Genomic DNA, 18384 nt, shown 5'->3' on the forward strand with positions numbered 1-18384 from the left:
GGCAACGTGCTGGCCGGCCGGGACTGTAAGGGTGGAGGAAGGCATGACGACCTACAGGGCGCCGATCCAGGACACGCTATTCTTGCTCAACGACGTGCTGGGCTATCAGCGCTATTCCAATCTTCCGGGCTTCTCGGACGCGACGCCCGATGTGGTCGAGGCGATCCTCGCCGAAGGCGCCAAGCTCGCCGAGAACGTCATGCATCCGCTGAACCGTGTCGGCGACATGGAAGGCTGCGTGCGCCATGACGACGGCTCGGTGACGACGCCCAAGGGCTTCAAGGACGCTTACGACCAGTATCGCGAGGGCGGCTGGATGGGGCTTGCCGCGCCTGCCGAGTTCGGTGGCCAGGGCTTGCCTTACGCTGTCCACACCGCCGTCTCCGAATACATGATCTCCGCCAACATGGCGCTGATGATGTATCCCGGCCTGACGCAAGGCGCGATCGCGGCAATCGTCACCCACGGCACGGACGAGCAGAAGGCCACCTGGCTGTCGAAGCTGATCGAGGGCACCTGGACCGGCACCATGAACCTGACCGAGCCGCATTGCGGCACCGACCTCGGCCTGCTGCGCAGCAAGGCCGTCCCCAACGGCGACGGCACCTACAGGATTTCCGGCCAGAAGATCTTCATCTCGGCCGGCGAGCACGACATGTCGGACAACATCGTCCACCTGGTGCTGGCCCGCGCCGAGGGCGCGCCGGAGGGCGTCAAGGGCATCTCGCTGTTCATCGTGCCGAAGTTCAAGCTCGATGCCTCGGGCAATCCCGGTGAGCGCAACACGCTCTCCTGCGGCTCCATCGAGGAGAAGATGGGCATCCACGGCAACTCGACCTGCGTCATGAATTATGACGAAGCCGAGGGCACGCTGCTCGGCGAATTGAACGGCGGCCTGAAGGCCATGTTCACGATGATGAACGAGGCCCGCCTCGGTGTCGGCCTGCAGGGGCTTTCGGTCTCCGAGATCGCTTATCAGAACGCCGTTTCCTACGCCAAGGACCGGCTGCAGGGCCGCTCGCTGTCGGGCGCCAAGGCTCCGGACAAGAAGGCCGACCCGATCATCGTCCATCCCGACATTCGTCGCTCGCTGATGACCATGAAGGCCTTCAACGAGGCCGGCCGCGCGCTGGCGCTGTGGACGGCGATCAAGTCCGACGTCGCGCATCGCTCCGGCGACGACAAGGACCGCCAGGCGGCCGACGACTACACCGGCCTGATGACGCCGGTGGTCAAGGGCGTGCTCACCGACAAGGGGTTCGATCACGCTGTGATGGCGCAGCAGGTGTTCGGCGGCCACGGCTATATCGAAGAGCACGGCATGAGCCAGTTCGTGCGCGATGCCCGCATCGCCATGATCTATGAAGGTGCCAACGGCATCCAGGCGCTCGACCTTGTCGGCCGCAAGCTGGCGCAGAATGGCGGCCGCGCCGTGCAGGCCTTCTTCAAGGAGGTCGGCGAGTTCTGCGAGGAAAACCGCGCCGACGACAAGATGGCGCCCTACACCAAGGCGCTGAAGAAGGGCCTCAACGACCTGCAGGCGGCAACCATGTGGCTGGTGCAGAACGCGATGGCCGAGCCCGACAATGCCGGTGCAGCCTCGACAGACTACATGCATCTTTTCGGCCTGGTGGCGCTGGGCTACATGTGGGCGCAGATGGCGAAGTCGGCGCAGACGAAGCTCGCGGAAGGCGCCAACGGCGCCAGCGTGTTCTACGACACCAAGCTGGTGACCGCGCGCTTCTTCATGGAGCGCATCATGCCGGAAACGGCGACGCGTCTTGCCCGCATATCGAGTGGCGCGGACACGCTAATGGCGTTGCCGGCGGAAGCGTTCTAGAAATGCTCGGCGTCCCCCTCCCCTTGAGGGGAGGGTGGCCAGACGAAGTCTGGTCGGGTGGGGTCGCCCGCGACGATCTCGACGCCAATTTTGACGGATGTGCGCTAGGAGGAGGACCACCGCAATGCCCCGCACGCGGGTCAGTTTCGAGATGCGGCAGAAGGCTCGCTCGCTTCGGCTCCATGCGACGAAGGCGGAGTCGTTGCTGTGGTACGAATTGCGGGAATTGAAGGCTGATGGCCTGAAGTCAGGCGGCAATCGCCGATCGGCCCGCACATTGTCGATTTCGTTTGCCCGTCGGTCAAACTCATCGTGGAGGTCGACGGCGACCTGCATGAAACCGAGGCCGGCAAGCGTCACGACGCGAATCGTTACTCCTATTTGCGGTCGCTCGGCTACGTCATTCTCCGGATCGACGAACCGGATGTCATCAACAGTGCATGGCATGTGGCGCAGTTCGTTAAAGAAAAGGCCGAGCGTGTCGCCGGCGACCCCACCCGACCGCTTCGCGGCCACCCTCCCCTCAAGGGGGAGGGGGACGCTGGCGCAGCGGAGGAAATAGCATGACAAATCCAGCCGAAATTCTTGGCCTGCCGAAGCCCGCCTGGGCGGCGGACGAGGTCGGCATGCTCTATGACATGGCGTCCCGCTTCATGGCCGAAGAGATTGCGCCGCGCTACGACGAGTTCGAGAAGAACGAGATGTTCGACCGCGAGAGCTGGCTGAAGGCGGGGGCCGCCGGCTTGCTTTGCGCCTCGATGCCGGAGAAATACGGCGGCTCGGGCGGCACCTTCGCGCATGAGAGCGCCATCATCGAGGCGATCGGCCACGTCGGCGTCGACGGCTTCGGCATCGGCCTGCACAACTCGATCGTGGCACCCTACATCCTGCATTACGGCTCCGAGGAGCAGAAGCAGAAATGGCTGCCCAAGCTGGCGAGCGGCGAGCTGATCGGGGCCATCGCCATGACGGAACCTGGCGCCGGCTCCGACCTGCAGGGCGTCAAGACCCGCGCCGAGAAGGACGGCAACCACTATAAGATCAGCGGCTCGAAGACCTTCATCACCAACGGCCAGCTCGCCAATCTGATCATCGTCGTCACCAAGACCGATCCGGACAAGGGCGCCAAAGGCACCTCGCTGATCGTCGTCGAGACCGACGAGGTCGAGGGCTTCGAGCGCGGCCGCAACCTCGACAAGATCGGGCTGAAATCGAACGACACGTCCGAGCTGTTCTTCAACGACGTCCGCGTGCCGACCTCGAACCTGCTCGGCCACGAGGAAGGCAAGGGCTTCGTCCAGCTAATGCAGCAACTGCCGCAGGAGCGGCTGCAGATCGGCACCGGGGCGATCGCCATGATCGAGCGGGCGCTGGCGCTCACCATCGACTACGTCAAGGAACGCAAGGCCTTCGGCAAGGCGGTCATCGATTTCCAGAACACCCAGTTCAAGCTGGCCGAATTGAAGACCGAGGCCACGATCGGCCGCGTCTTCTACAATGACTGCGTCGCCCGCCACATCGATGGCGGCCTCGACCCGGTCACCGCCTCGATGGCCAAGTACTGGCTATCCGACCTGCAGGGCAAAGTCGTCGACGAATGCCTTCAACTGCATGGCGGCTATGGCTACATGAATGAATATCCGATCGCCCGCATGTACCGCGACGCCCGCGTCCAGCGCATCTATGGCGGCACCAACGAGATCATGAAATTGCTGATCGGGCGCTCCCTGTGAGCGCGGCGGCCGGCAAAGCCAAGGAGCACCAAAGTGACTGAGGCTTACGTCTACGACGCCGTGCGCACGCCGCGCGGCAAGGGCAAGAAGGATGGCTCGCTGCATGAGGTGCCAGCGGTGCGGCTCGCCGCAAGGACGCTGGAAGCGCTGCGCGACCGCAACGGGCTCGACACCGGCAATGTCGACGACATCATCTTCGGCTGCGTCGACCCGGTCGGCGAGGCTGGCTCGGTCATTCCGCGCGCCGCGGCCTTCGAAGCCGGCTACGACACCAAGGCGCCCGGCATGCAGATCTCGCGCTTCTGCGCCTCGGGCCTCGACGCCATCAATTTCGGCGCCGCCAAGATCGCGCAGGGCGCGGACGAGATCGTCATTGCCGGCGGCGTCGAATCCATGTCGCGCGTCGGCATGGGCATGTCGGGCGGCGCCTGGTTCATGGACCCGTCGGTTGGCCTGCCCGGCTGGTTCGTGCCGCAGGGCATCTCGGCCGACCTGATCGCCACGAAATACGGCTTTTCCCGCGACGACGTCGACGCCTATGCGGTCGAGAGCCAGAAGCGTGCGGCCAAGGCCTGGGGCGAGGGCCGCTTCAAGAATTCGGTGATCCCGATCAAGGACCAGAATGGACTCTTGATCCTCGACCATGACGAGCACATGCGGCCCTCGACCGACATGCAGTCGCTGGCCTCGCTCAACCCGTCCTTCGTCATGCCCGGCGAGATGGGCGGCTTCGACGCGGTCGCCGTGCAGAAGCATCCGGAAGTCGAGGAGGTCAATCACGTCCACCACGCCGGCAATTCCTCCGGCATCGTCGACGGCGCCGCCGCCGTGCTGCTCGGCTCCAAGAAGGCTGGCAAGGCGATGGGGCTCAAGCCCCGCGCCCGCATCCGCGCTTTCGCCAATATCGGCTCGGAACCGGTGCTGATGCTGACCGGTCCGGTCGACGTCACCGAGAAGCTGTTGAAGCGCGCCAAGATGAAGCTGTCGGACATTGACCTGTTCGAGCTCAACGAGGCTTTCGCCTCGGTCGTGCTGCGCTACATGCAGGCGTTCGAGATCCCGCATGACCAGATCAACGTCAACGGTGGGGCGATCGCCATGGGTCATCCGCTCGGCGCCACCGGCGCCATGATCCTGGGCACGGTGCTGGACGAGCTGGAGCGCCGCGACCTCAACACCGCGCTTGTCACGCTCTGCATCGGCGCCGGCATGGGCACCGCCACCATCATCGAACGCGTCTGAGGGAGACAAGAAGATGAGCTACACCAATTTCACCCTCGACGTGGACGCCGACGGCATTGCTTTGATCACCTGGGACATGCCGGACCGTTCTATGAACGTGTTCACCGAGGAGGTGATGCGCGAGCTGAACGCCATCGTCGATAAGGTGGCCGGCGATGCCGCCATCACGGGCGCGGTCATCACCTCGGGTAAGGACTCCTTCTCCGGCGGCGCCGACATCACCATGCTGCAGAAGATGCTGGCGACCTTCGCCGTCGACAAGGAGAAGGATCTCGACAAGGCGGCCAGGGCGCTGTTCGAGAATGCGGGCTATATGACTGGGCTGTTCCGCAAGATCGAGACATGCGGGAAACCGTGGGTCTCGGCGATCAACGGCACCTGCATGGGCGGCGCCTTCGAGATGTCGCTTGCCTGCCATGGCCGCGTCGCGGCCGATTCCGACAAGGTGAAGATGGCGCTGCCCGAAGTGAAGATCGGCATCTTCCCCGGCGCCGGCGGAACCCAGCGCGTGCCGCGGCTGACCGACCAGCAGCAGGCGCTGCAGATGCTGACCACCGGCCAGAACCTTTCGCCGCAGAAGGCGAAGCAGATGGGCCTGATCCACGAGATCGCGGAGCCGAAGAAACTGGTCGAGACCGCCAAGGCGATGATCAGGAACGGCCTGAAGCCGGTAGCGCCCTGGGACGAGAAGGGTTTCAAGCTGCCGGGCGGTCCGATCTATTCGGCGGCCGGCGCAAATCTCTGGCCGCCGGCCATCGCCATCCTGCGCCGCGAGACCTACGGCAATTATCCGGCCGCGGCCGCGATCCTGAAATGCGTCTATGAAGGCCTGCTGGTGCCGTTCGACACCGCGCTCAGGATCGAGCAGCGCTATTTCACCGAGATCATGCAGTCGAAGGAAGCGGCGGCGATGATCCGCTCGCTGTTCCTCTCGCTGCAAGAACTGAACAAGGGCGCGCGCCGCCCCGCCGGCGTGCCCGACACCAAGTTCAAGAAGATCGGCATCCTCGGCGCCGGCTTCATGGGTGCCGGCATCGCCTATGTCACCGCACGCGCCGGAATCCCGGTGGTACTGCTCGACCGCGATCTGCCCTCGGCCGAGAAGGGCAAGGCGCATTCCGACGGCCTGATGGCCGACCAGGTCAAGAAGGGCCGTGCCAAGCCGGAGGACAAGGACAAGCTCCTGTCGCTGATCACGCCGACGGCGGACTATGCCGACCTTGCCGGCTGCGATCTCGTCGTCGAGGCGGTCTTCGAGGATTCGGGCGTCAAGAAGGATGCCACCGAGAAGGCCGAAGCGGCGCTGAAGTCGTCGGCGATCTTCGCTTCGAACACGTCCACGATCCCGATCACCGCGCTGGCGAAGAATTCGGCGCGGCCAAAAAGCTTCATCGGCATCCACTTCTTCTCGCCGGTCGACAAGATGATGCTGGTCGAGATCATCCTCGGCAAGAAGACGGGCGACAAGGCCCTGGCCGTCGCCTTCGACTTCGTGCGCGCCATCAAGAAGACGCCGATCGTCGTCAACGACACGCGCGGCTTCTACGTCAACCGCTGCGTGCTGCGCTACATGTCGGAAGCCTATAAGATGCTGATTGAAGGTGTGCCTGCGCCGATGATCGAGAATGCCGCCAAGGCTGCCGGCATGCCGGTCGGGCCGCTGGCGCTGACCGACGAGACCGCCGTCGACCTTGCCCAGAAGATCATGAAGCAGACCATCAGAGATCTCGGCGAAAAGGCCGTCGATCCCAGGCAGATGGCGCTGATCAACACCATGGTCGACACGCATGGCCGCTTCGGCCGCAAGAACGGCAAAGGCTTCTACGACTATCCGGCCAAACCGGCGAAGAAGAAGCTGTGGCCGGGCCTGAAGGACCTCTATCCGCAGCTGAACCCCGAGAAGGTCGACTATGAGGAGCTGAAAGAGCGGCTGCTGGTCACCATCGCGCTGGAAGCGGCACGCGTGATGGAAGAGGGTATCGTCACCGATCCACGCGAAGCCGATGTCGGCTCGATCCTCGCCTTCGGCTTCGCGCCCTTCACCGGCGGCGCGCTGTCCTATATCGACGGCATCGGCGCCAAGCGTTTCGTCAAGATCGCCAAGGGTCTGCAGAAGAAGTACGGCGCCGAGTTCAAGGCGCCGAAGCTTCTCCTCGACATGGCCGAGAAGGGCGAGACCTTCTACCAGCGCTTCGACCCCTACCAGAAGGGCGAGGTCAAGCAGGCGGCCTGACGAACTAGGATGTATGTCTGGGGGCGAAATGGCCCGCACCATGGCCACGGCGTCGAGCCGTGGCCCCTATAGGGTCGGCGACGGCAGCCGGCTGGCCTTTCGCTGTCTGCCGATCGACATCGATTTCAACCTGCATCTGAACAACGCCCGCTACATGATGCTGGCCGATCTCGGCCGCATCGACATCTTCCTGCGCGTCGGGCTCATCGCGCTTGCGCGCAAGAATGGCTGGGCGCCGATGATCGGCGGGCTGCAGGTGGCCTATGTGCGCGAGATCAAGCTGTGGCGCCGCTTCGAGGTGGTGTCGTCGATCGAGACCTGAAGGCACGGCCGTCATCGGCAGGCACCGTTTCGTCCTCGACGGCGGCGAGACGGCGGCGCTGATCCTGACCACCGGCGGCGTCTATGACCGTGGCGGCCGCCGCTTCCTCGACATCGACGAGGTCGTCGCGGCGCTCGGTCACGCCGCCAGCCCACGCCCGCCGACCGAAGCCGAGCGGGCGTTCATGCTTTCGCACCGGAATTTGCGCGAACAGGCCAAGGCGGCCTGATCGCGCTTGGAGCAATTCCAGGAAAAGTGCGTCGCGGTTTTCCGTCCGGAATTGCGTCAAAACAAGGAGATGGAGCGGTTCGCCGGTTCCGTGAAACGGTGAAACGCCCTCAGCTCATTCCGCCTTGCCGAGCAGGAAGTCGGCCACCTCGTCCGAAAAGACCATCAGATCGTCATCAAAGGCGACAACGGCCCGCCTGCCTTGCGGATCCGGCCGTCCGGCAGGCATCCCGTGCGCCACAAGCGCTGCGGCGCAACCCACCCAGTCGCCACCGGGTTCGGGCTCGTTGACCGATGCCCAGCCGAGCGTTCCACGCACGTCGCCGCCGAAGCCATGCTTCTCTTTCCAGTCCGCGCCGTACTCCAGCAGGAAGACCGTGAGGTCAGTATCGCCGCGAAAGACGGCATGGTTCAGCGCCGAGGCGTCCCAGTCGCCGCCGCGCCGGGCGATCGGCCAACCGAGCCTGACCATCGCCTTCACCGCGTCGCCGCAGCCTTGCGCGGCAAGCTCGGGCAGAAGCCGCAATTGCTGGTCCGACAGCGAAGCCGGCAGGTCGGGCCGGCGAGCCTTGATCGCGCGCGCCGTCGTCTCGTCGCCGGCCGCGCAGGCGGCGATGAAGCGCTCATCGTCGGGAAGCGGGGCGTCGTCTCCAGCTTGCCGCAGCAGCGCGGCTACATCCGGCAGCCCGAAGCGCAAGGCGACCTGATAGGCGCTCAAACCCTCGGGCGTTCGCGCCGACGGGTCGGCACCGGCGCCAAGCAGCGCTTCGATATGCGCCGGCGAACGTCGCCGCCGGATCGCCCACAGAAGCGGCCTGCCCCAGTCGGAGGTCGGCTGGCTGCCGGCTGGTTCGTTCGGATCCGCATCCGGCGCGGCAAGCAGCAGGTTCAGCGCCTCCAGCCTGTCGAGATCCAGCACACGATAAAGCGCATTGGAGCCGGTGACACGAGCGCCGGCCGCAAGCAGGAGCCGGGTACAGGCCGGGTTCTCCAGCGAGTGGTAGAGCGACTCGCCGTCATTCGGATCTGCGCCGGCATCGAGCAGCAGCTTGGTCATGACCGGGTCGTGGTTCTGCCCGGCCGCGCCGTAGAGCGCCGACAATGGATATTGGTCCGAAGGCTTCGCCAGCGAGGCCGGCGGCCTGCGGCTGCCGGTCGCCTGATTGGGATCGGCGCTGGCCTCGATGAGCAGTCTGGCGGCGGCGTGAAGCGCGTCGCGAAAGCGCGGCAGCCGCACCAGGCTCGAATGGGTCACGGCCACCAGCGGCGGCAGGTTCAGCGGGCCGCCCGGGCGGTTGAGCCAGCCGGCGTCCCGCTTCGTCGCCTCCTGCAATGCCGTCTCGTCGCCGACCGCGCAGGCCAGATAGGCGTCGCCCCGGACGAGGTCGGGATGGTCTTCGGCCATGCGCGCGGCGGCCTCGGGGTGCGCCCGGTCGGTGCTGCCGGTGATGTCCCCGGCATAGACGAGTCCCGCCCAGTTGCGGATCGAGGCGGCGCGGTCGGCGCCATAGGCGCGCTGCGCGGCGACGAAGCTGTCGAGGTCGCGCCAGGACGGGAAGCCGTATTCGCGCGCCAGGCAGGACTGGGCGTCATGCAGGCGAAGGCCGAGCGCCGCGATTGCCGTATCGTCCCTGCCCGCCGCTGAAGGCAGGCTTTGGCGAAAGCGGGCGAGCGCGTCCGGCTCGCCGCGCCGGTAGGCCGCGAGCAGGTCCTTGGCCTGTTTCTTCAACAGGTCGAGATTGGGACGGTTGGGGAGTTGGTTCATGAAAACCTCCGTGCGTTCTTCGCCGAAGGTCCGCAAATCCGGCTGCACAAAGGTTTGGCTGTCAGCTCATCGAAGCAAGTGGGTTCAACCCTTCCCGCGGACCCGGATGCGGCCTGCACCGCGGGCCGGACCTTAGGGGCATTCAGCGTCCAAGGTCAATCCGGCGCGGTCGCCGCCGGCCCGATCACGCTTTCATGAGCAGGGCGCCGCCAGCTTTTTTGCAATAGGCCGGAATGATAGATTAGCTATCGCTAACGGAAGTGTTGAGGAGCGATTATCATGCGCATGATGCTGAAAGTTACCGTTCCGACCGTCGAAGGCAACAAGGCACTCAAGGATGGCAGCATGGGGAAGTTCATCGAACACACCCTGTCCGAGCTTAAGCCGGAGGCCGCCTACTTCACCGCCGAAAAGGGGTCAACGAACGGCTTACCTGTTCGTCGACATAAAGGACAGTTCCGACATGCCGCATTTCGGCGAGCGGTTCTTCCTGGCTTTCAACGCCGCCGTGGATTTCGTGCCGGTCATGAATGCCGAGGAACTCAGGAAAGGCCTGCCGAAGGCCCTGGCCGGGATCGGATAGGTACTGCGTCCGAACGGGAAGGGGATGGAGCATTCTTAACGATCCGCCGGCTGCGCCGGTGGACAAGGGCGTGACTGCGCGCTAGACAGGCTTGAGGCATTTTTTCCTGTTTTAAAGGAGAGCGCGCGTGCTCTCACACGACCGCGTATGGGCCGCAATCGACGCTCTCGCCGAGCGCTACTCGCTTTCGGCTTCCGGCCTTGCCCGGCGCGCCGGCCTCGATTCGACGGCCTTCAACAAGTCGAAGCGCCTGTCTTCCGACGGCCGGCCGCGCTGGCCCTCGACCGAGTCGCTGGCCAAGATCATCGAAGCCACCGGCGCTTCGCTGGAGGAGTTCACCGGGCTGGTCGAAGGACACGGCGGCGCCTCCCTCGCCCAGCATCGCAGCGCCGTCCCGCTGCTTGGCTTCGCCCAGGCCGGCGCGGGCGGCTTCTTCGACGATGCCGGCTATCCGGCGGGGCAGGGCTGGGATCTGGTCGAGCTTCCGGCGCGGGCGACCGAGACGTCCTACGCGCTGCAGGTGCAGGGCGATTCCATGCTACCGCTCTACCGCAACGGCGACGTGCTGATCGTCGAGCCGGGCGCACCGACGCGCAAGGGCGACCGTGTCGTGGTCAAGACCACGGCCGGCGAGGTGATGGCTAAGGTGCTCGATCGGCAAACGGTGAAATCGATCGTGCTGGTTTCGCTCAACCCCGCTCACCCGGACCGTGACATCCCGACGCGCGATATCGAATGGGTGGCGCGCATCGTCTGGGCGAGCCAGTAGGTCCGGACTGGTGCGGCTTCCTCAAACAGCCCTGGCGGTTCTGGCAATTCCGGTGATGGCGGCGCTCGTCGTTGCCGGCGGCCGCGCAGTCAAAGGCCATGAGAGCACGATCGCGGTGGATCAGATCGATCCGGACGCGCTTGCAGATCCAGGCACTGAGACGCCGCCGGAAGAGCCGGCGACCTCGGCCATTCCCGCGCCCGCCGCTCCGCAGCCCCCCGTTCATTCGAGAGCCATCGATCCTGAAACGGTGGCGCCGCCCGCTCTTTCGGACAATCAGCTCGAACGGGTGGAACCGCGCGCGCCGCTCAGCGATCTGGCGCTGGCCGGGCCGCCCAAGCCGCCCAAAACGAAGATGCCAGGCGACTGGAACGGCACGAAATTGTTCCAGCCGGTCGCCACCGCCGCCGGGCTGATCGAATCGAAGGGCTACGCGGTCGCCGTGTCGGGCGTGGATGTCGTCAAGGCGGACGAAACCTGCAGCGACGAGGGCAAGAGCTGGGCCTGCGGCGCGCGCGCCAGGACAGCGTTCCGCGCCTTCCTGCGTGGCCGTGCCGTCGCCTGCACCGTGCCGCCGGAGGGCGGTCGCCACACCATTTCCGCCGAATGCCATATAGGCAATCAGGACATCGGCCAGTGGCTGGTCGAGAATGGCTGGGCGCGCGCCGCGCAAAGCGGTCCCTATGTCGAGGCCGAGAGCAAGGCCCGCACTGCAAGGAAAGGTATTTTCGGCCCGGCGCCGAGCCTGGACGGCCTGCCGGCGCCTCCGGCCGCGTCAGGGCCGGCGCCGGTGGCGCCGGATTCGATCCTGCCGGCCGATGGCGGCGCAGTTACGCCGCCAACTGACCAGCCAGCGCCCGCTCAATGAGCGCGCGCGTCTCGGCGATGCCGTAGAGCGCCGCGAAGGAGCCGAAGCGCGGGCCGCGTTCCTGGCCGATCAGCACCTGGTAGATCATCTGGAAGAAGGCGACCGACACGCCGGGCCCGCCCTCCGGGCTCTGCTTGGAATGGTCCTGGTAGCGCTCGATCTTGCGGGCGACGTTCAGCGCGGCGTTCTGGATCGCCTCGCCGTCGGCGTCTTGCGGCAGCGCGCCAAGCGCCTCGGAAAGCGTCGCCAGCGCCTCGCGCTCCACCTCGTCGGCGGCGCGGAAAACCTTGGTCGGCTTCACGAAGTCGTCGAAATAGCGGATCGCGTAGCCGGTCAGCCGGTCGAGTTCCGGATGCGTCTTCGGTGTCACGCCCGGCGCATGCCGCGAGATGAAGCCCCACAGCACCGACTTGTCATGCGCGTTGGAGGCGCTAACCAGGTTGAGCAGCAGCGCGAACGGCACCGGCAGGTCGATGGCCGGCGGGTTGCCGTCATGCATATGCCAGACCGGATTGCCGAGCCGCTCCTTCCAGTCCTGGCGCGGATAAGCGCCGAGGAAAGCGTAATACTCGTCCACCGCCTTCGGGATGACGTCGAAATAGAGCTTCTTCGCCTGCCGCGGCCGCTGGTACATGTAGAGGCCGAGGCTCTCCGTCGGCGCGTAGGTCAGCCATTCGTCGATGGTCAGGCCATTGCCCTTCGACTTCGAGATCTTCTGGCCTTCCTCGTCGAGGAACAGCTCGTAGACGAAATGCTCCGGCGCGCGCCCGCCGAGGATGTTGCAGATGCGGTCGTAGATCGCCGCGTTGGTCTGGTGGTCCTTGCCGAACATCTCGAAATCGACGCCGAGCGCTGCCCAGCGCATGCCGAAATCCGGCTTCCACTGCAGCTTCACATGGCCGCCGGTGACCGGCAGCGTCGTCTCCGTGCCTTCATCGTCGAAGGTGATGGTGCCAGCCTTGGCGTCGACATTTATCATCGGCACATAGAGCACGCGGCCGCTCTTCGGCGAGATCGGCAGGAAGGGGCTGTAGGTCGCTTGACGCTCCGGCCCGAGCGTCGGCAGCATCACGCCCATGATCTCGTCATAGTGCCCAGCGGCGCGCAGCAGTATCTCGTCGAAGCGGCCGGCCTTGTAGTACTGCGTCGCGCTGGCGAACTCGTAGTCGAAGCCGAACGTGTCGAGGAAGCGGCATAGCATCGCGTTGTTGTGGTCCGCGAAGCTCGCATAGTCGCCGCCGAACGGATTGGGCACCGAGGTCAGCGGCATATGCAGATAGGGCTCGAGCGCGGCGCGGTCCGGGACGTTCTCCGGGATCTTGCGCATGCCGTCCATGTCGTCGGAGAAGCACAGGAGCTTGGTCTTGACCTTGTCTTGCGTCAGCACCCGGAAGGCATGCCGCACCATGGTCGTGCGCGCCACCTCGCCGAAGGTGCCGATATGCGGCAGGCCGGAGGGGCCGTAGCCGGTTTCGAACAGCACGGTTTCGGGAAAATCCTTGCCCTTGTAGCGGGCGATAATCTTCTTGGCTTCCTCGAACGGCCAGGCCTTGCTCTCGGCCGCCGCCGCAAGCATCTCGGGATTGAGATCGATGAGGTTTGATCCCGTCATGTCAAAGGTCCAGTCATGGCCGTCTGCGCGGCGGATAAAGTTTGTCGACCGGTCTCTAGGCGCGCGAGACCGGAGCGTCAACGATTTGCGCCGGTTTTCCTTGCGACGCCATAATGGGGTCCCTACGTTGGAGCGCGATTATCCTGTGCATGCCGCCCCAAAGTGCCTCGTCGTTTGGGGAAACGACATGCACGCTTCCAGGAGTTTTGAATGCCCTTATTGACGCCGCACGAAGCCCTGATCCACCTGATGGTCATCACCTCCGCTTCCGACCGCGACATGACCGATGTCGAGCTTGCGCGGATCGGCGACGTCGTCCGCTCCTGGCCGGTGTTCGTCGATTTCAACCAGGATAGGCTGGTTGCCGTGGCGCAGGCCTGCCAGAAGGCGCTGCATGAGAAGGATGGGTTGGAAGGCGTGCTGGCGCGCGTTGCCGATGCGCTGCCGGAGCGGCTGCGCGACACGGCCTACGCCGCCGCTTTCGAGGTCGCCGCCGTCGATCTCGAGATGCGCATGGAGGAGGTGAGGGTGCTGCAGCTCATCCGCCTCAAGCTCGATCTCGATACGCTGACCGTGGCCGCGATCGCGCGGGCGGCCAAGGCGCGCCTGCGCACGCTGACCTAGAAAAAGCTCACCGGAAAATAGCGTAGATAAAACTCGGCGAAGGTGCCTTTGATCGAGATCTCCTGCAGCGCGTAGTCGAAGGCGGTGGCAAGCGCGGTGTCGCTCTTGCGGGTGGCGATCGCCATGCCCGAGCCCAGATACTCTGGCGCTAGATAAGGACCGCCGGCGAAGCGGCAGCAGCCGGCGGCGTCCGAGCCGCCCAGCCAGAAGGAAAAGCGCATGCCGTCGCCGAAGGCGGCGTCGATCTTGTTGGCCTTGAGGTCGGCATAGAGGTCCTCCGGCTTGTCGAACGTAACCACCTGCACGGTCTTGAAATAGTCGCGCAGCATTTTCTCATGCGCCGAGCCGGTGACGACGCCGACCCGCTTGCTGCGCAATTTGTCCAGGATCGGCTCGGCGAAGGCCTTTGCCTTGGGCATGATGAAGCGCGCCGGGAATTGCATGTAGGAGCGCGAGAAGGCGTATTTCTCCCGGCTCTCCGGGGTCGCGGCGATGCCGGCGATGATCGCCTCGCCTTCGCCTTTCTGGAGGGCATCCTCCAACTCGTTCCACGGCAAGGCCTGGACCTGGCATTTCTCGACGACGCCCAGTTCCGCGCAGATCGCACGCGCCAGATCGATGTGGAATCCCGACAGGCGGCCTGAGCCGTCGAGGAAGTTGAAGGGCGGAAAATCGGTGGTGGTGAGGAATCTGAGCCGCGGCAGCGCCGAGAGGTCGGGCTTCGGCAGCCGCTCCTTGGCGTCCCAAAGCACCGGCACCTGCGGCTCCGCACCTTGAGTCGCGCCGGCAAGGGGCAGTGCGCCGCCCAGCACCGACATCAGGGCCAGAAATATCCGCCGCAACATCACGATATGGCTCCGCGCCTGTCCCCGTTCCTTGGCTTTTCGTATGAAAATGGGGCAGGCACAACGGTTTTTGATTTCAAGCGGCCAAATTAAGCGTATGGTTTAGCTCGTTTGCAAATGACCTGCGCGCCGGAAGGGGGAAGCTGCCGGCATAGCTGAGGAGATTGCAAAGTGGGGGTTGATGGCGACGGGGTGTTCGTCCATCTATCGTCGGTAATGATAAAGCAGAAGCAACATGGGGTAGATGTTGCGATGGGCCTGTTCGACAGAACTCTGGAATACATAGACCAGTTGCAGCATGCTGGCACTGCGGCCGCAGTCTGCGAGCGGCTGCTCGGCGTCACCTCGAACTTCGGCCTGACCGCACTGATGGCGGGAACGGTGCCGCAGCCGGGCACGCCACGCGGCCAGCAGAAGCAGCACGTGCTGCTTTGCGATTGGCCAGGCAATTGGCTGGAGCGCTATGTGGCGCGCAACTATGTCGACCACGATCCGGTCGTCAGTCACATGAAGCAGCTTCAGGCGCCGTTCCAATGGCGGGACGCCTCCAGGAATGCCCTGATCGACAAGAGCAGCGACGAAGTCATGGGCGACGCGCGCGAGTTCAAGCTGCGCGACGGCCTGGCGCTTCCGCTGGTCACGCTCGACGGCCAGATCGTCATGGTCTCGCTGGGCGGCGAGTCCGTCGAGCTGTCCGACGAGGAATTCGGAATGGTCTCGCTGGCGTCGACCTATGCGATCGGCCGCGCCATGCAACTGCACACCAAGGCCGACAGCGTCATCGATCACATAGAATTGACGGCGCGTGAGCGGGAGTGCCTGCAATGGGCCGCCGTCGGCAAGTCCGAATGGGAGATATCTCAAATTTTAGGCATCTCGGAACACACTTCCGAGAAACATCTTCTTAACGCCAAGAGCAAACTGGGCGCAGCCAACCGGGTCCAGGCAGTCGCGGAGGCGATTAGACGTGGCTATATTAGCTAGGTCGGCCGTGCCGACCTAGAAATTCTTGCCTGCGCATTCGCGCAATATTTTAAGGGACATCACGGCCGTATCTTCCTCTTAAGCCTAGGAGACGGCTAATGCTTTTTGCCCTTACCACTCAGGAACTGATGGAACGTCCCGACCTGTGGGAGGCGGTCCATCGACTGCGCTACAAGATCTTCGTCGAGGAGATGGGATGGACCGATCTCGATCGCCCGGACCATCTCGAGATCGACCAGTTCGATCATGACGAGGCCGAGCACCACCTCGTCATCCGCAACGGCGAGCTGGCCGGCTACCAGCGCATGCTGCCGACCACACGGCCGCATCTTCTGACTGACGTGTTGTACGACCTCTGCGAGGGACCATCCCCCACGGGGCCGAATGTCTGGGAGCTGACCCGCTACGCAGTGGCCCCGGGCTTTCGTGACGGCAAGCGCGGCGTCTCGACGGTCGGCACAGAACTGATCGCCGGCTTCGTCGAATGGGGCCTGAAGCGCAACGTCAACCAGGTCATCATCGAGTTCGAGCCGATGTGGGTCCTGCGCGCGCTGCAGCTGCACTTCCTGGCCAAGCCGCTCGGCTACCAGCGCACCTACGGCAACCAGCAGGTCGTGGCGACGCTGCTCACCTTCACCGAGCATACGCTCGATGTCGTGCGCCAGCGCCGCAACCACCATCTGCCGGTGCTGACCTGGGGCTATCCGGGCCAGCTCGGCCTCAGGCAGGCATCGTGATGGAGGCGGTCATGAGTTTCCATCCCGAACCGGAACTGCGCGGCCACACGCTGGTCGTCACGGTGTCCTCGCATGACGGCCGGCCGGTACTGGACAGGCACGCCTATGCGAGCCTTGCCAGGACCTTGCACGAGGCGGCTGTCAATGATGAGGTCCGCGTCGTCATGCTGCGCGGCCTTGCCGGCTGCTTCTGTCTTGGCGGTGACTTCTCGGAGTTCCTCGACGCCACCAAGCACCGGGAGCTGATCGCCGCCGTCACCGACATGTTCCGCATGCTGGCGACCTTCCCCAAGCCGGTCCTTGCCTGTGTCGACGGCGATGCCGTCGGTGTCGGCTGCACCATCCTGTTCCATTGCGACATGGTGATCGCTTCCAGAGGCAGCACCTTCAGGGTGCCGTTCGTCGATTTCGGCCTGGTGCCGGACGCGGCGACCAGCATTCTGGCGCCCCAGAAGCTTGGCTATGCCGGTGCCTTCCGCTTCTTCTGCCTGGGCGACACGCTGGGCGTCGAAGACGCCAGGGCGCTAGGCCTGGTCGGCGAGATCGTGATGCAGGGCAGCGCCGAGGAAGCGACGCTGGCAAGGGCGAAACAGCTGGCCAAGAAGCCTGTGGCGGCATTGCTGCAGACGCGCAGCCTGCTCAAGGGCGATACGGACGTGCTGTGCGACCGCATCGACCATGAGATCACGCTGTTCCAGCAGGCGCTTCAGGACGACACCACGCTGAGGCGGCTGCAGCGGATCGCTCGCCTGGCTGCCTGAGCGGCCGACATGAAAGTCTCAGCGCCGCGCGAGCCGAAGGCCGCGCGGCGCTGTAATCCGCGGTCTTTGCGTGGAGCATGTCGTCTTCCCAAAACCGCCGCGCACCCTCGGGTCGAGTCCGAGGGCATGCTTTCGGGAGATGTGCATCAGTCTTTCAGGAATTCCGGTCCCTCGCCGATGATCTTCTTGTCGGGCTTGCCGACGGCGTCGAGGTCGCGGCCGTCATAGGGCAGGGAAAGCAGGATACGCTGGATCACCGCGAGCCGGGCGCGGCGCTTATCGTTGGCTCGCACGATGGTCCAGGGCGAGAACTCCTTGTGCGTGCGCTCGATCATCTGGTCGCGCGCCTTGGTGTAGTCGTCCCACTTGCCGACGCCGGCGATGTCGATCGGCGAGAACTTCCAGTTCTTCAGCGGCGACCAGCGACGGTCATGGAACCGTTCGAGCTGGGTCTCGCGGCCGATGTTCAGCCAGAATTTGAAGAAATGGATGCCCTCGTTGGCGATCATCCGCTCGAAATGCGGCGTCTCGTCGAGGAATTTCTCGTGCTGCTCGGGCGTGCAGAACCCCATGACCGGCTCGACGCCGGCGCGGTTGTACCAGGAGCGGTCGAAGGTCACGAACTCGCCCGAGGTCGGGAAATGGTCGACATAGCGCTGGTAGTACCATTGCCCCGCCTCGGTCGGCGTCGGCTTGGTCAGCGCGACGTTGCGAGCCGTGCGCGGGTTCATATATTGCCGCAGCACGAAGATCGTGCCGCCTTTGCCGGCGGCGTCCCTGCCCTCGAACAGCGCCATCACCCGCTTGCCGGTCGCCTGCAGCCAGGCCTGCGCCTTGACCAGTTCGATCTGCAGCGCCTCGAGCTCCTTTTCGTACTCCTCGCCTTTCATCTTCTTGTCGTAAGGATAACCGCCGGTGGTGAGCTTGTTGTCCTCGATCCAGTCAGGGAGTGCCGGATTGTCGATGTCGAACTCGCGCTCCTTGCCGCCGATCTTGATCTTGATCGGCGCCGTGGCCGGAACCGCTTCAGCTGCTTCCTTGGCCTTTTTCATCCAGACGAACCTTTCCAGTTTGCGGACTCATGCTATGGAGCCTGTGCAGCGCAGCGCGCATTCGGGCGCAAACACGCTGTAGCATATTGATTTTGCGCATGAACCTTCGCGAAAATCGATCCTGATTTTCAGGGTCCCATGCGTCACGCCGGTCCAGCAAGCCGCTGGCCGGTCGAACGGGATGCG

Annotated in this window: 15 protein-coding genes and 1 pseudogene; 12 read left to right on the plus strand and 4 right to left on the minus strand. The window is 64.5% G+C overall.

Annotated elements, in window-relative coordinates:
* Positions 1 to 43: 43 nt before the first annotated feature.
* The 6 genes and pseudogenes from FJ471_RS08720 (at position 44) to FJ471_RS08745 (ending at position 7599) form a co-directional block, all read left to right on the plus strand.
* Complete coding sequence (locus FJ471_RS08720) at positions 44 to 1840, plus strand: acyl-CoA dehydrogenase (RefSeq protein WP_140802773.1); 1797 nt, start codon at positions 44 to 46, stop codon at positions 1838 to 1840.
* A 309-nt stretch (positions 1841 to 2149) separates the two neighbouring features.
* Positions 2150 to 2407: a DUF559 domain-containing protein gene (locus FJ471_RS35245; protein ID WP_246684658.1), complete on the plus strand. Its 258-nt coding sequence runs from the start codon at positions 2150 to 2152 to the stop codon at positions 2405 to 2407.
* Complete coding sequence (locus tag FJ471_RS08730) at positions 2404 to 3573, plus strand: acyl-CoA dehydrogenase family protein (RefSeq protein WP_140802774.1); 1170 nt, start codon at positions 2404 to 2406, stop codon at positions 3571 to 3573. Before FJ471_RS35245 ends, FJ471_RS08730 begins: the two co-directional genes overlap by 4 nt.
* Positions 3574 to 3606: 33 nt before the next feature.
* Positions 3607 to 4815, plus strand: a complete 1209-nt coding sequence (locus FJ471_RS08735; protein ID WP_140802775.1) for an acetyl-CoA C-acetyltransferase — start codon at positions 3607 to 3609, stop codon at positions 4813 to 4815.
* A gap of 13 nt (positions 4816 to 4828) precedes the next feature.
* Positions 4829 to 7048: a 3-hydroxyacyl-CoA dehydrogenase NAD-binding domain-containing protein gene (locus FJ471_RS08740; protein ID WP_140802776.1), complete on the plus strand. Its 2220-nt coding sequence runs from the start codon at positions 4829 to 4831 to the stop codon at positions 7046 to 7048.
* 9 nt (positions 7049 to 7057) lie between these two features.
* Positions 7058 to 7599: pseudogene (locus tag FJ471_RS08745) on the plus strand (thioesterase family protein).
* A gap of 114 nt (positions 7600 to 7713) precedes the next feature.
* On the opposite strand, the gene FJ471_RS08750 reads toward FJ471_RS08745, so the two are convergent.
* A complete protein-coding gene (locus tag FJ471_RS08750) occupies positions 7714 to 9363 on the minus strand; it encodes a hypothetical protein (RefSeq protein WP_140802777.1) in 1650 nt (549 codons plus the stop codon).
* A gap of 710 nt (positions 9364 to 10073) precedes the next feature.
* Here FJ471_RS08750 and FJ471_RS08760 point away from each other — a divergent pair.
* Positions 10074 to 10715 (plus strand): helix-turn-helix transcriptional regulator, encoded by a 642-nt coding sequence (locus FJ471_RS08760; RefSeq protein ID WP_140802778.1) that lies wholly within the window; start codon positions 10074 to 10076, stop codon positions 10713 to 10715.
* A 10-nt stretch (positions 10716 to 10725) separates the two neighbouring features.
* Complete coding sequence (locus FJ471_RS08765; protein WP_348643324.1) at positions 10726 to 11583, plus strand: thermonuclease family protein; 858 nt, start codon at positions 10726 to 10728, stop codon at positions 11581 to 11583.
* Here FJ471_RS08765 and FJ471_RS08770 read toward each other — a convergent pair.
* Entirely contained in the window at positions 11546 to 13195 is a 1650-nt protein-coding gene (locus tag FJ471_RS08770; protein ID WP_140802779.1) for a lysine--tRNA ligase, read from the minus strand. The genes FJ471_RS08765 and FJ471_RS08770 overlap by 38 nt on opposite strands.
* 210 nt (positions 13196 to 13405) lie before the next feature.
* On the opposite strand from FJ471_RS08770, the gene FJ471_RS08775 reads away from it, so the two are divergent.
* Positions 13406 to 13819, plus strand: coding sequence for a tellurite resistance TerB family protein (locus FJ471_RS08775; protein WP_140802780.1), 414 nt, complete (start codon positions 13406 to 13408; stop codon positions 13817 to 13819).
* On the opposite strand, the gene FJ471_RS08780 is transcribed toward FJ471_RS08775, so the two are convergent.
* Positions 13816 to 14637, minus strand: coding sequence for a transporter substrate-binding domain-containing protein (locus FJ471_RS08780; protein WP_246684659.1), 822 nt, complete (start codon positions 14635 to 14637; stop codon positions 13816 to 13818). The genes FJ471_RS08775 and FJ471_RS08780 overlap by 4 nt on opposite strands.
* 279 nt (positions 14638 to 14916) lie before the next feature.
* Here FJ471_RS08780 and FJ471_RS08785 point away from each other — a divergent pair, with 279 nt between their 5' ends.
* From FJ471_RS08785 to FJ471_RS08795, 3 genes are all read left to right on the plus strand, one after another.
* Positions 14917 to 15648 (plus strand): LuxR family transcriptional regulator, encoded by a 732-nt coding sequence (locus tag FJ471_RS08785; protein WP_140802782.1) that lies wholly within the window; start codon positions 14917 to 14919, stop codon positions 15646 to 15648.
* 98 nt (positions 15649 to 15746) lie between these two features.
* A complete protein-coding gene (locus tag FJ471_RS08790; RefSeq protein WP_140802783.1) occupies positions 15747 to 16385 on the plus strand; it encodes an acyl-homoserine-lactone synthase in 639 nt (212 codons plus the stop codon).
* Positions 16386 to 16396: 11 nt separating this feature from the next.
* Positions 16397 to 17146, plus strand: a complete 750-nt coding sequence (locus FJ471_RS08795; protein ID WP_140802784.1) for an enoyl-CoA hydratase-related protein — start codon at positions 16397 to 16399, stop codon at positions 17144 to 17146.
* A gap of 146 nt (positions 17147 to 17292) precedes the next feature.
* Here the strand turns inward: FJ471_RS08795 and ppk2 are convergent, their stop codons facing one another.
* Positions 17293 to 18198 carry a polyphosphate kinase 2 gene (ppk2, locus tag FJ471_RS08800; protein WP_140802785.1) on the minus strand — a complete coding sequence of 302 codons (906 nt, stop codon included), beginning with the start codon at positions 18196 to 18198 and terminating at the stop codon, positions 17293 to 17295.
* Positions 18199 to 18384 lie beyond the last annotated feature (186 nt).

It is taken from the genome of Mesorhizobium sp. B2-7-1, assembly GCF_006440735.1.
GTDB lineage: Bacteria > Pseudomonadota > Alphaproteobacteria > Rhizobiales > Rhizobiaceae > Mesorhizobium.